Annotated in this window: 13 protein-coding genes; 5 read left to right on the forward strand and 8 right to left on the reverse strand. The window is 66.1% G+C overall.

Translation table 11 applies throughout. From position 1 onward, the window contains the following. Positions 1-18 precede the first annotated feature (18 nt). From aceB to VK98_RS16590, 4 genes are all read left to right on the forward strand, one after another. On the forward strand, positions 19-1614 hold the full coding sequence (gene aceB, locus VK98_RS16575; RefSeq protein ID WP_156187910.1) for a malate synthase A: 1596 nt from the start codon (positions 19-21) through the stop codon (positions 1612-1614). A gap of 231 nt (positions 1615-1845) precedes the next feature. Next, positions 1846-3039, forward strand: a complete 1194-nt coding sequence (locus tag VK98_RS22925; protein ID WP_053077439.1) for a GGDEF domain-containing protein — start codon at positions 1846-1848, stop codon at positions 3037-3039. A gap of 63 nt (positions 3040-3102) precedes the next feature. Next, positions 3103-3792: an SIMPL domain-containing protein gene (locus tag VK98_RS16585; protein WP_048415077.1), complete on the forward strand. Its 690-nt coding sequence runs from the start codon at positions 3103-3105 to the stop codon at positions 3790-3792. A gap of 98 nt (positions 3793-3890) precedes the next feature. Then, positions 3891-4502, forward strand: coding sequence for a glutathione S-transferase (locus tag VK98_RS16590; protein ID WP_048415078.1), 612 nt, complete (start codon positions 3891-3893; stop codon positions 4500-4502). Between the two features lie 80 nt (positions 4503-4582). On the opposite strand, the gene VK98_RS16595 is transcribed toward VK98_RS16590, so the two are convergent. From VK98_RS16595 to treR, 7 genes are all read right to left on the reverse strand, one after another. Beyond that, on the reverse strand, positions 4583-4918 hold the full coding sequence (locus tag VK98_RS16595) for a YnfA family protein (protein WP_082159083.1): 336 nt from the start codon (positions 4916-4918) through the stop codon (positions 4583-4585). 22 nt (positions 4919-4940) lie between these two features. After that, positions 4941-5627 (reverse strand): DUF1345 domain-containing protein, encoded by a 687-nt coding sequence (locus tag VK98_RS16600; protein ID WP_048415079.1) that lies wholly within the window; start codon positions 5625-5627, stop codon positions 4941-4943. Positions 5628-5699: 72 nt separating this feature from the next. Continuing rightward, positions 5700-6491, reverse strand: a complete 792-nt coding sequence (locus tag VK98_RS16605) for an arylamine N-acetyltransferase (protein WP_048415080.1) — start codon at positions 6489-6491, stop codon at positions 5700-5702. A 123-nt stretch (positions 6492-6614) separates the two neighbouring features. Further along, complete coding sequence (locus tag VK98_RS16610) at positions 6615-7835, reverse strand: carbohydrate porin (protein ID WP_048415081.1); 1221 nt, start codon at positions 7833-7835, stop codon at positions 6615-6617. Between the two features lie 243 nt (positions 7836-8078). Further along, positions 8079-9731, reverse strand: coding sequence for an alpha,alpha-phosphotrehalase (gene treC, locus VK98_RS16615; RefSeq protein ID WP_048415082.1), 1653 nt, complete (start codon positions 9729-9731; stop codon positions 8079-8081). Positions 9732-9747: 16 nt separating this feature from the next. Then, positions 9748-11178, reverse strand: a complete 1431-nt coding sequence (treP, locus tag VK98_RS16620) for a PTS system trehalose-specific EIIBC component (RefSeq protein ID WP_048415083.1) — start codon at positions 11176-11178, stop codon at positions 9748-9750. 234 nt (positions 11179-11412) lie between these two features. Then, positions 11413-12120: a trehalose operon repressor gene (gene treR, locus VK98_RS16625; protein ID WP_048415126.1), complete on the reverse strand. Its 708-nt coding sequence runs from the start codon at positions 12118-12120 to the stop codon at positions 11413-11415. Positions 12121-12312: 192 nt separating this feature from the next. On the opposite strand from treR, the gene VK98_RS16630 reads away from it, so the two are divergent. Beyond that, a complete protein-coding gene (locus VK98_RS16630; RefSeq protein ID WP_048415084.1) occupies positions 12313-12792 on the forward strand; it encodes a nuclear transport factor 2 family protein in 480 nt (159 codons plus the stop codon). A gap of 18 nt (positions 12793-12810) precedes the next feature. On the opposite strand, the gene VK98_RS16635 is transcribed toward VK98_RS16630, so the two are convergent. Continuing rightward, complete coding sequence (locus VK98_RS16635) at positions 12811-13503, reverse strand: M24 family metallopeptidase (RefSeq protein ID WP_048415085.1); 693 nt, start codon at positions 13501-13503, stop codon at positions 12811-12813. Between the last annotated feature and the right edge of the window lie 11 nt (positions 13504-13514).

Genomic DNA, 13514 nt, shown 5'->3' on the forward strand with positions numbered 1-13514 from the left:
ATGCAAAGGAGTCCCAGCATGGCAGCCTCGCTTCCCCAGGGGATGGAAATCCTCGCTACGCTCACCCCGGCCTACGCCGACATCCTCAGCCACGACGCGCTGGCCTTCGTCGCCAAGCTGCATCGCCGCTTCGAGCCGCGCCGTCGCGAACTGATGGCCGCCCGCGCCGCGCGCCAGGCCGAGCTGGACGCGGGCAAGCTGCCGGACTTCCTGCCGGACACCGCCGCCGTCCGCGCCGGCGACTGGACAATCGCGCCGCTGCCGGACGATTTGCTCGACCGCCGCGTGGAAATCACCGGCCCGGTGGACCGCAAGATGATGATCAACGCGCTCAATTCCGGCGCCAAGAGCTTCATGGCGGACTTCGAGGACTCCAACTGCCCGAGCTGGGACAACCAGATCAACGGCCAGATCAATGTCCGCGACGCCTATCGCAAGACCATTTCCTTCGCCAACCCGGACGGCAAGCAATACCGGCTCAACGCCGACACCGCCACCCTGCTGCTGCGCCCGCGCGGCTGGCATCTGATGGAAAAGCACGTCAAGGTGGACGGCGAGATCGTCTCCGGCGCGCTGTTCGACTTCGCCCTGTCCTTCTTCCACAACATCAGCTATCTGCGCAGCGTGGGCAGCGCCACTTATTACTACCTGCCCAAGATGGAAAGCCATCTGGAAGCGCGGCTGTGGAACGAGGTGTTCGTCTTCGCCCAACAGGAACTGTCCATCCCGCAGGGCACGATCAAGGCCACGGTGCTGATCGAGACCATACTCGCCGCCTTCGAAATGGACGAAATCCTGTACGAATTGCGCGAGCACAGCGCCGGCCTCAACGCCGGCCGCTGGGACTACATCTTCAGCTGCATCAAGAAATTTCGCCAGAACCGCGATTTCTGCCTGGCCAACCGCGCCCAGATCACCATGACGGTGCCCTTCATGCGCGCCTACGCGCTGCTGCTGCTGAAAACCTGCCACCGCCGCGCGGCGCCGGCGATAGGCGGCATGGCGGCGCTGATTCCGATCAAGAACGATCCGGCGGCCAATGAGAAGGCGCTGGCCGGCGTCCGGGCGGACAAGGAGCGCGACGCCGCCGACGGCTACGACGGCGGCTGGGTGGCCCACCCCGGCCTGGTACCCATCGCCGCCGAAGCCTTCGGCAAGGTGCTGGGCGACGCGCCGAACCAGATCGCCAAGCTGCGGCCCGACGTCCAGGTCGGCGCCGCCGAACTGCTGGACTTCCGTCCCGACGCGCCCATCACCGAGGCCGGGCTGGCGATGAACATCAATGTGGGCATCCAGTACCTGGGCGCCTGGATTTCCGGCAACGGCTGCGTGCCCATCCACAATCTGATGGAAGACGCCGCCACCGCCGAAATCTCCCGCTCGCAGATCTGGCAGTGGATACGCAGCCCCAAGGGCGTGCTGGACGACGGCCGCAAAGTGAGCACCGAACTGTTCCGCCAGCTGCACGCGGCGGAAGTGGCCAAACTCAAGACCGAGTACGGCGTGCGCTGGACCCGCCAGTACGACGACGCGGCCGCGATGTTCGACCTGCTGACCACTTCCGACGATTTCGTCGAGTTCCTGACGCTTCCGGGATACGAATACCTGGCCTGACAGGACAAATGGATCCCGACGGCGAAATTGTCGGGATTTGTCAGCCTGGCTGCGTAGCTTTGCGGATTGAAGCCCATGGACAACGGCCCTATGATGGGCCGCTTGTCATAATTCACCTTGCAAAGCGCCGGCCCCGAGCCTGTTCACGCTCTGGCGAGCGCCCGCGAGACCAAGCGCCGCGCCCGCCGCGCGAGGTTTCGCGACGCGCAGCGGACTTTGAACAGACCCCACATGCAAAGCATCCTAGACTTCCAGGCCGCCGTGCTCAGCACCACCGGCTACGGCCTGGCGCTGACCGCCGTCATCACGATGTTCTGGCTGCGCAACCGCGACGAGCGGGCCTTCCTGTACTTCTGCGCGGCCGGCGCCAGCGTCAGCCTGGGCGGCGTGTTCAGCCTGCTGCCCGTCGGCCTGCCGCCGTGGCCGCAACTGGCGTTCAACAATCTGCTGTGGATGCTGTTCCACCCCCTCGCGCTGTGCGGCGTCCGCCATCTGAACGGCAAGAAGCCGCGCGTCTGGCAAAGCCTGCTGCTGGTGGCCGCCGGCATGGCCGCCTATCTGCAGGCCGGCCCGGCCGATATGGGGCGGCGCACCATCGCGGTCTGCCTGGTCTATCTGATCGCCTGGCTGCTGGCCGCGCGCGAACTGTGGCCCGGCCGCACCCGCATCGCCGGCGCCGGCCGCAAGATGGCGCTGGCGGTTTGCCTGCTGTACGCCTTGCTGTCGCTGACGCGCCTCGTCCACGCCGGCTGGGCCGGCGAGGTCTACGACGCCGACGCGATGCGCTTCTCCATGCTCGCTTCGCTGGGCATGCACTGGCTCAGCTTCGGCTTCATCTTGTGCGCGCTGTACATCTGCTACGAGCGCGCGCTGGAGCGGACCCAACACCAGGCCAGCCACGACGGCCTGACCAATCTGCTCAACCAACGCCGCTTCCGCGAACTGGCCGAGGCCGCCTGCCGCCGCGCCTGGCGCGAGCGCGAGCCGCTGGCGCTGCTGCTCCTGGACGTCGATCACTTCAAGAGCATCAACGACCGCCACGGCCACCAGTTCGGCGACCTGGTATTGCAACAACTGGCCGCCTGCCTGCGCGCCGAAGCGCGCGGCGACGACATCGTCGGCCGCTACGGCGGCGAGGAATTCGTGATGCTGCTGCCGCGCGCCGGCCTGCGGGACGCGCACGCGGCCGCGCAACGCATCATGCGCGCGGTGGACGCGTTGCGGCCGCAGCCGGCCGCCGCCGCCCCGCCCTTGCGCATCAGCGTCAGCATCGGCGTGGCCAGCACCAGCCAGCAGCCCTACGACGACCTGTCCAGCCTGTTCCGGGCGGCGGACAGCCAGCTCTACCGGGCCAAGCGCAACGGCCGCAACCGGATCGAACTGGCCGAAGGGCAGTATGCCGTCGGAAACTTTTCTCGGGCATGATGGGCCTACACACTGCGAATCGGACTTTTCCGATCAAGACAACAATGTCATGGGAATCGACACATGAACAAACCAACTCTCTTGCTTGCCAGCCTCGGAACCCTGTTCGCCGTCAGCGCCGCCCCGGCGCTGGCCGACAGCACCCAACTCAATCTGTCCGCCAGCGCCCAGCGCGAAGTGCCCAACGACCAGATCAGCGCCACCTTCTACCAGCAGCTGAGCAACGCCCAGCCGGCGGTGCTGGCCGACCGGCTGAACAAGGCCGCCGCCCAGGGCATCGCTCAAGGCCGCGCCTATCCCAAAGTGCAGCTGTCCAGCGGCGGCTACAACACCTGGCCCAATTACGACAAGAACGGCAAGATCCAGAGCTGGCAAGGCCGGGTGGAAATCCAGCTGAAAAGCCGCGATTTCGCCCAGGCCGCCGAACTGATGGCCAAACTGCAACAAAACCTGCTGCTGCAAGGACTGCAGTTCAGCGTGTCCGACCAGGCGCGCAAGGAGGCCGAACAGGCCATGCTGCCGGAAGCCATCGCCAACCTGGAGTCCCAGGCCAAGATCGCCGCCAAGGCCATTGGAAAAAATGTCAGCAATATCAAGGAACTGGACATCGGCAGCCAATCGCCCATCTTCCGTCCCCCGATGATGATGAAGGCCGCCGGCATGGCCGCCAACGCGGAAGTGGCGCAACCGGACCTGCAGCCCGGACAATCGCAACTGCAACTGCAAGTCAGCGGCAAGGTGGAGTTGAAGTAAGCCTTCCAGCCGCCACGGCATTGCGCTAAAGTAGTCGCTCGCCGGGCCTTGCCGTCCGGCGAGCACTTCGCCTGCCAATATCCAGAACGACCCGAAACATGAAACTGATCGCCTCGTTGACCAGCCCCTACGCCCGCAAGGTGCGCATCGTGCTGGCCGAAAAGAAAATTGACTGCCCGCTGGAGGAAGACGTGCCGTGGAACGCGGACACCCGCGTCGGCGACTACAATCCTCTGGGCAAGGTGCCGGTTCTGGAACTGGATGACGGCTCGACGCTGTATGACTCGCGCGTCATCGCCGAATATCTGGACAATATCTCGCCGGTGTCGCGCATTCTGCCGCAGGAAAACCGCCTGCTGATCGCCACCCGGCGCTGGGAAGCGCTGGCCGACGGCATCGTCGACGCGGCGGTGGCCATCGTGCTGGAAAAGCGCCGCCCGGACGACAAGCAGATGCCGGAAGCGATCGCGCGCCAGCGCGGCAAGATAGATCGCGGCCTGGCCGCGCTCGCCGCCGACCTGGCCGACCGCCAGTGGTGCAACGGCGTGAGCTACAGCCTGGCCGACATCGCTGTCGGCGCCTGCCTGGGCTATCTGGACTTCCGCTTCCCGGAGATAGACTGGCGCGACAGCCACCCCAATCTGGCCAGCCTGCTGGAGCGGCTGATGACGCGTCCGTCCTTCGCCGACACCCTGCCGCCGGCCGCTTGAATCGCGCCGCCGCCAAGAAAAACCGGGCCTGAGCCCGGTTTTTTCATGCCTGCGCCCGCACAGCGGATCGTGAACGACACTCAGCCCGGCCGCGGCGCCAGCATGATGATGGCCATCCCGCACAAGGCCACCGCCGCGCCGGCGATGTCCCAGCCGCTGGGCCGCACGCCGTCCACCAGCCACAGCCACAACAGCGCCACCGCCACGTAAACGCCGCCGTAAGCGGCGTAAACCCGGCCCGCGGCCGCCGGATGCAGAGTCAGCAGCCAGACGAACAGCATCAACGACAGCCCGGCCGGCAGCAGCAACCACCACGGTCCCTCCTTGCGCAGCCACAGCCAGGGCAGATAACAACCGACGATTTCCGCGACCGCGGTCAGGCCGAACAAGAGCAATAATTTCAACACGTTCAACATGGGGTCTCGCTGCGCTCCGGCGTCAAATCAGGCCGGCGGCGATATTGATCATCAAGGCCAACACCGTGGCGTTGAAAAAGAAGGACAGCACGCAATGCAGCGTGCCCACCTTGCGCATCGCGCTGGTGGTGTAGCTGACGTCGGCGGTTTGCCCGGAGGTGCCGATGATGCAGGCGAAATAGAGAAAGTCGCCGTAATCCGGCTCCTCCTTGCCGGGAAACTCCAGGCCCGGAGCCAGACCGCGCGCGTGGGCGGCGTAGTAGGCGCGCGCGTAATGCAGCGCGAACATCACGTGGATGAAGGCCCAGGAGGAAAAGATGGTCAGGATGGCCAGCGCGACGTGGCCGGCGCGCGGCCAGCCGTGCAAGTCCTTGACCGCCGCCAGTTCCAGCACGATGGCGGCCAGGCTGGCCAGCGCCGCCAGCACCGCCAGCGTCATCACCAGCGTCTGTCCCTCGTCCTCCAGTCTGGCCCAATGACGGATGTGCTGGCGGCCCTCGCTAAACATCATCCAGGCCACCAGCGCCAGATAGAGCGCGGCGCCCACGTTCCAGCCGACGATGTAGCGGGTGATCTCCTGCACCGGCCACAGCCAGGGCAGCGCCTGCACGGCCAGCAGGCCGACGACGGCGGCGATCGCCAGCCGCGGACGGGCCAGCAGCATGCGCGCCGGCGCGAACCGGCGGATGGAGCGAAACAGGACGGACATGGCGGCGAGACCCCCGACGATGGACAGGGCCTCAGTGTACCCGTCCCGGCGCGGGCGGCAAGCCCTCGCCGTTCAAGCCGGCGGCTCGCTGAAGCGCCGGGTGAACAGCCGGCGGAAGGTCTCGAACTCGCCCGGCGCCAGCGTCAGCCGGCATTGCCTGCCGTTGCGGATCTCGGTCAGCGCGTCCTCGGTAAGCACCCGGCTGCCTTCGGCGGTCAGCAAGGCCATCAGCCGGCTCTTGTTGAACGGCGAGCGCGGGTCTTCGGCGATGCGGCGCTGAATCTCGCTCAGCGCACCGCAATCGACGATCTCGTCGTCCAGGTCGAAGCCGTAGGCGATGCGCCAATCCTCGCCCTCCCCCGCCAGCCGTCGTTCCAATTGGGCGAAGCCGGCGCCGGCCGGCCAGGCCACCCGGTAATCGCCGTTGGCGGAGCGCGCCACTTCGCCGCACAGCGGCACCATGCGCAGCGGCTGCTTGAGGCCGTAGCCGCAATCCAGCAGATAGCCCTGGGCCTGGTGCCACAGCAGGACGGCGACATGAGTGCCGCCCAGCGGCAGCCAGTCCTGGCTGCCCTCGTCGAAGATCGTCGCGCGGATCAGGCTGGCTTCCAGGCCGTTGCGACGCAGAAACAGATAGAGCAAGGGGTTGAGCTCGTAACACAGGCCGCCTTCGTCGCGCAGCGCGATTTTTTCCAGCAGGCTGCGCTCGCTGATGGGCTCGGGCGCGCCGTGGAACAGGCTCAGGTTTTCAAACGGCAGGCACAAGGCCGTCTCGCGCAGCAAGTCGTCGATGTCCTCGAAGGCCAGCGGCCGCTGCGCGTCCCAGCCGATGCGGGCCCGAAATAGAGCGTTGATGTCCGGCATAGTCCCTCCCGTCTAGCGTCAGACAGGCAATCTAACAGCCGCCGGACCGGATCGACAGATCAATTATCCGGGCGAGACGTTCAAAAAATTTGATGGTCCGCGCCCGGCACGCTCAAGCCTCGCTCACCACCAGTGCTCCAGCTGCACTCCGAAGGTGGAACCGCTGAGCGCGCTGCCGAAGGCGCCGCCGTCGGCCAGCGCCGAACCGGGGGCGGCCGCCTGCTGGGCGGCGCGGTTCCAGCGCGCGTAGGTGTAGAAGAAACGCAGTTCCGGCCGGCTCCAGAACGCCTTGTCCAGCGCCAGCGTCGGCGCGATGGTGAATTTGCTCAGGGTGCGGATCTGGCCGTCGGCGGCCTTGACCCGGTCGAAGCCCACTTCGGCCGCCAGCTTGAAGCGCTCGCCGAAGGCGTAGACCGGCCGCGCGCCGGCCGACCACCAGGTCTGCCCGCCGTCCGGCCGCGCGTCGCGCTGCCAGGCCAGCATCAGTTGGCCGCCGAACTCGCGCGTGGCCTGCCAGTCCAGCGCCTCCACCAAGCGGCTGCGGCGGCTGCCGCTGTCGCTGACGAGGCTGCCGGTGCCGCCCAGGCCGGTGCCCGGCCCTACTCCGTATTGCAGCGAGAACAGATTGCGGCCGCCCAACACGCCTTTTTGCTCGTGCAGCGCGCTGAGCGACCAGCCGCTGTTCGCGCCCGCCACCTGGCCGGCGCGCTGGATGTAGCTGAGGCCCAGGCTCAGTTCACCGCCGGGGTTGACGGCGATGCCGCCCAATTGCAGATCGTGCTTGTTGGCCTGGTCCGCCTGCCACCAGTTGTCGTTGCGCGAGAAGGCGTAGCTGAGCTTGAGTTCCTGGCCCAGCTTGAAATCCTCCAGGCCGAAGCCGGTGCCGCTGGGATTCCAGAAATAGAAGTCGGCGATATGCACGTCGTGGCGCTTGTAGTAGCGGCGGCCGGCCCACAGCGTGGCGCCGTTCAGCTGCGGGATGTCGCTCCATTTGGCGTAGGCCTGCGGCAAACGGACATTGCCGTTGTCGCCCTGGAAGGTCAGCGAATGACCGTTGCGGTTGTACAGGCTGGCCATGCCCACCACGCTGAGTTTGCTGCCGTTCTCGGCTTGAAACAGCTGCTGGCCCAGTTCCAGCTCGGCGTACTGTTCGCATTCATTGCCCAGCCGGTACTTGGTTTCGGCGCCGGCCAGCTGGAAGCAGCTTTGCTTGCCGCCGCCGTCCGATCCGCCGGCGCCCAGGCGGGCGTAGCCGTGAAAATCCAGCGCTTGCGCGGCAACGGGCAGCAACAGGGGGGCGGACAAGGCCAGCAAGGCCAGGCCGCGGGGGGTGAATTGAGTCATTGTTCTCTCCATTTCCCTTAGTTTTGGGCACAGCGCGGCCTGCCGGCCGGGAATGCCGGCAGCTCGCAGAGGATTAACTCCTCGAAAATTCTGAGAGCCTGTTTACGATCTCGCGAGCAAGAGCGAGACAAGGCGAAAACGGCTGAGAAAGCGGAATGTACGAGTGGTACATGAGCATTTCGAAGCGGTACTCACCGTGTAACGCTCCACGCAGCGCAGCAGATCGTAAACAGGTTCTGAGGCTCAGTTCAGCACGGCGCGGTACAGCAAGGACTCATAAGGCCGCAAACGCGCCCGCGCCGGATGCGTCGCCGCGTCGGCGTAGTTGGCGCACAGCAGCTGCCAGCCGTGGTTCGGCGCCAGGTACTCCGCCGGCGGCGAGTAGTCGCGCTCCTCGGCGCTGAAATTGCTGATCACCAGCAGCTTCTCGCGCTCGCCGGTCCGCGCGTAGACCCACAGCGCCGGATCGTCCGGCGTCAGGCAGCGGTAATCGCCGTCGCTGAAGATCGGGTATTGCTTGCGCAGCGCGATCAAGCGCCGGTAGTGCTGCAGCACCGAGTCCGGATCGCGGCGCGCGGCGGCGACGTTGACCGTCTCCGCGTCCGGCGCCAGCCCTATCCACGGCTCCCGCCGCGAGAAGCCGGCGAAGCGGCCGTCGTCCCATTGCATAGGCGTGCGCGAGTTGTCGCGCGACTTCTGCCGGATCGCCGCCATCGCCTGCCCGCGCTCCAGACCGTCGGCCAGCAATTGCCGGTAGGCGTTATGGGTTTCCACGTCGCGGTAGTCTTCGATGTCGGCGAAGCCGGGATTGGCCATGCCGATCTCTTCGCCCTGGTAGATGTAGGGCGTGCCTTGCAAGCCGTGCAGCGTGGACGCCAGCATCTTGGCGGACTCCACCCGGTAGCGGCCGTCGTCGCCGAAGCGCGACACCACCCGCGGCTGGTCGTGGTTGCACCAGAACAGCGCGTTCCAGCCGCCGCCCTCGTGCATGCCGCGCTGCCAGTCCGACAGGATGCGCTTGAGCGCGATGAAGTCGAACGGCGCGGCGCGCCATTTCTCGCCGTCCGGGTAATCCACTTTCAGGTGGTGGAAGTTGAAGGTCATCGACAGCTCGCGCCGCTCGGGATGCGAATAGGCGACGCAGTGCTCCAGCGAGGTGGACGACATCTCGCCCACCGTCATCAAGTCCCGGCCGGCGAACACTTCGCGGTGCATCTGCTGCAGGTATTCGTGCACTCGCGGGCCGTCGGTGTAGAAATGGCGGCCGTCGCTGTCGTCCTCGGAAAAGGCCGGGTCCTTGGAAATCAGATTGATCACGTCCAGCCGGAAGCCGGCCACGCCCTTGTCCGCCCAGAAATTCATCATGTCGAACACCGCGCGCCGCACCGCCGGATTGTCCCAGTTCAGGTCCGCCTGGGTCTTGTCGAACAGGTGCAGATAATACTGGCCGCTGGCCTCGTCCCACTCCCAGGCCGATCCGCCGAACTTGGAGCGCCAGTTGTTGGGCCGGTCGCGCCAGATGTAGAAATCGCGATAGGGATTGTCCCGGCTCTGCAGCGCCTGGCGGAACCACGGGTGCTCGGTGGAGGTGTGGTTGACCACGATGTCCAGCATCACTCCGATGCCGCGCAGCCGGGCTTCGGCCAGCAGCAGTTCGAAGTCGGCCATGCTGCCGTAAGCCGGGTCTATCGCGTAGTAGTCGCTGACGTCGTAGCCGTTGTCGCGCTGCGGCGAACGGTAGAACGGCGTCAGCCACAGATAGTCCACGCCCAGCCAGGCCAGGTAGTCCAGCTTGTCCGCCACGCCCAGCAGATCGCCGGTGGCCGCGCCGTGGTGGCTGTAAAAGCTCTTGGGGTAGATCTGGTACACCACCGCGGATTTCAGGTTCTTGTTCATTGCTACGGCTTTCTCGTCAGGACTGCGGCAGCTGGCGGCGCGCCAACACCCAGGTCAGCGCGAACGGCGCCACCAGCGCCACCACCATGCCCGCCAGGAACATCGGGATCTGCTGCGGAATGATGGAGATGAAGGCCGGCAGGCCGCCTACGCCTATCGCCGAGGCGCGCACATGGCTGAGGGTAATGGTGGCCGCCGCCAGCGCCGAACCGGCCAGCGCCGCGTAGAACGGCAGCTTGTAGCGCAGGTTGACGCCGAACATCGCCGGCTCGGTGATGCCGAAGAAGGCGGAAATCGCCGAGGTGGACGCCATGCTCTTCTCATTGCTGGCGCGCGCCAGCCAGAACATCGCCAGCGCGGCGCTGCCCTGGGCGATATTGGACAGCGCGATCATCGGCCAGATGAAGGTGCCGCCCTGGTTGGCGATCAACTGCAGGTCCACCGCGATGAACATATGGTGCATGCCGGTCAACACCAGCGGCGCGTACAGGGCGCCGAACAGCATCGCGCCCAGCAGCGGCGCCAGATTGAACACGTAGACCAGCGCGTCGGTGATGGCGATACCCAGATGGCGCGCCACCGGGCCGATCACCGCCAGCGCCAGCACGCCGCTGACCACGATGGTGACGATGGGCACCACCAGCAGCTGGACGGAATTGGGCACCCGCGGCCGCAGCCACAGCTCCACCCGGCACATCACCCAGGTGGCGGCCAGGATGGGCAGGATCTGGCCCTGATAGCCCACTTTTTCGATGCGGAACCAGCCCAGCACGTCGAAATACGGCAGCGCCGCGCCGTCCAGGCCGGCGGCGGCCTTGCCGTAGTTCCAGGCGTTGAGCAAGTCCGGATGCACCAGCAGCAGGCCCAGCACGATGCCCAGCACCTCGCTGCCGCCGAAGCGCTTGGCCGCCGACCAGCCCACCAGCGCCGGCAGGAACACGAAGGAGGTGTTGGCCATCATATTGATCAGCCCCCACACCCCGTCCAGGCCCAGGTAGGCGTCCAGCAGGCTCTTGCCGTCGATGAACATGCCCTTGGCGCCCAGCAGATTGTTCAAGCCCATCAGCAGGCCGGCCACGATGATGGCGGGCAGGATGGGCATGAACACGTCGGAAAACACCTTGACCAGCTGCTGCAGACGGCCCTGTTTCTGATCGCCGCTGGCCTTGACCTCGGCCACGGTGGCGCGCTGCAGCGCCGCCAGTTCGATCAAGGGCTGGTAGACCCGGTCCACGTCGCCGGAGCCGATCACGATCTGAAACACCCCGCCGTGGCTGAACTGGCCCTTGATCAGCTCCACCTGGCGCAGCGCCTCCTGGTCCACCCGGCTTTCGTCCTTCAAGGACAGCCGCAGCCGGGTAATGCAGTGCGCGGCCTGCTGCAGATTGTCGCGGCCGCCCACCGCTTCGAGTATCCGGGCGGCGATGTTCTGGTAATCGTGGCTCATTTGGGGGTCCCTGTGTGTCTCGGCCTGGCGGTCTGCGCCGTCTAGCCCGTTATCAAACCTGGCGGCGGTATTGGCAAGCGCCGCCGATGCTGATGGCACGCTAACTGGTACAGACGAGTTGTGTCAACACTCGTATAGACGAGTTTGCGCAAAATCAAGCAAGCCCGTGCGCGGACGCAACAGCCGCGACGGCTCGCTTCAAATCAAGGGATTAGCGCGCGCGACGCCGGACCGCTATTTGCGGCGGGCGACGTCGGAGAAGAAGAATTTGTCCAGCCGATGGCGGGACTCGGTGTATTCGAATTGGCGGCCGTCGTAGAGATGGGTGTGGTTCTTGACCACGATCACATGGTCCATGCCGTTCAGGTCCAGGTAGCGGCGATCGTCGTCGCCGCAGGCCTGCGCCTCTATCACCCGGCGCGCGTAGCTGATGTTCAGGCCCAGCCGCTGTTCGATGAATTCGTAGATCGAGCCGGCGGCGGCCTCCCGGTCCAGCCCCGGCACCAGGCCGGCGACGAAGTAGTTGATGTCCAGGATCACGTTTTCATTGTCGATATTGCGCACCCGCTTGATCCTGAGCAGCGGGGTTTTCTCGCGCACGTCCAGCAGCCGCGCCAGTTGGGCGTCCGCCGGCACCGTTTCCATCTCCGCCACCCGGGTGCTGACGCGGCGGCCCAGGTGCTGATGCGCCTCCTTGAAGCTGACGATGCCGCTGAGCTGGAATTCAATATTGCCGGAACGCAGCACGAACACGCCCTTGCCGTGGATTTTCTGCACATAGCCGCGCTCCTGCAGCATGTCCACCGCCTTGCGCACGGTGCCGCGGCTGGCCTCGTAGCCCTGCATCAGTTCGGCTTCGGAAGGGATGCGGTCGCCCTGCTGGTAACGCTGGTTGTCGATGTCGGCGACGATGTCGGAAAAGATTTGGCTGTATTTGTTCACGGCGTGAATTCGGCAAGATCTGGCGGAGCGCCCCAGTCCGGCAGTCTGCCTCAAGCGCGGGCGGCGCGCCAGCCCGCGCCAGGCGCGCTCTTGCGCCGCGCGCAATAGTGCATTGCCGGCCGCGGCTATTCCGCCCGCGGCGGCGGCGGCGCACACTGGCCGCTCCTTAAGCCCTTTCCACAGGAGAACAAGATGTCCTCGTCCGCCCCTCTTCGTCCGCCGCTGCCGCCCTTCGATCGCGCCGGCGCCGTCCTCAAAGTCCGCCTGGCCGAAGACGGCTGGAACAGCCGCAATCCGGAACAGGTGGCCCAGACCTATACCGAGGACAGCCAATGGCGCAACCGCGCGGAATTCCCGCGCGGCCGCGCGCAAATCATCGACTTCCTGAGCCGCAAGTGGCGGCGCGAACACGAATACCGGCTGATCAAGGAGTTGTGGGCCCACGACGGCGAGCGCATCGCGGTGCGCTTCGCCTATGAATGGCGGGACGAGGCCGGCCAGTGGTTCCGTTCCTACGGCAACGAAAACTGGGAGTTCGCCGCCGACGGCCTGATGCAACGCCGCTACGCCTGCATCAACGATCTGGCCATCCGCGAAGACGAGCGCCTGTTCCACTGGCCGCTGGGACGCAGGCCGGACGATCATCCCGGCCTGAGCGAGCTGGGACTGTAAGCAAGTCCTAGGCGCCCATCACTCCTCGAAACAGGCATCCTCCAGCAACATGTCCTCGAAGAAGGCGCCGAAGGGCCGCGACGGGTGGCGGATATGGATTTCCAGCACCCACAGCATGCGCGCCGGCGTGAAGTCCACCTCCGCCAGCGGCCCCTCGTGGATGGCCGCATGCGGGAAATCCGCCAGCCGGTGGCCGGACAGGTCCAGGTTCAGCGCCCAGCCGCGGCCGGCGGCGCAGTCCTCGGCGAACCGGTACAGCTCGCGCCCGCTACAGCCTTCGCTCGCCCATTTGCGCCTCACCTCGTGGAAAATGGCGCGGGCGTCGGCGGCGCAGCGCGCCATCTCAGAATCGGCGCCGGTGACGAAGCTGTCGCCGCCGTCGCCCTCCCACTGTTTCCACACCGGGCCGATGTCGATGAAGAAAATATCGTCGTCGCCCAGGCGCACGCCGGGATCGGAGGCCGCGCCGAAAGTCTTCAGCGTATTGCGGCCAAAGCGCACGTAAACGTCGTGCCAGCCGCGCAGCATGCCGCGCTCGGCCAGGATGTCCTTGGCCAGTTCCACCGCGTCCTCCTCCAGCATCCCCGGCCGCATCGCCGCGGCGATCAAGGCGATCGCCTGCCGGGTTTTGTCGCGCACCGCCATCAATTGCTGCGGATCGAAGGCCGGGCCCACGCCCTCCAAGGCCGATTGTTCAAGGTTTGCTTCCATTTCATGCTCCT

It is taken from the genome of Chromobacterium sp. LK11, assembly GCF_001043705.1.
GTDB lineage: Bacteria > Pseudomonadota > Gammaproteobacteria > Burkholderiales > Chromobacteriaceae > Chromobacterium > Chromobacterium alkanivorans.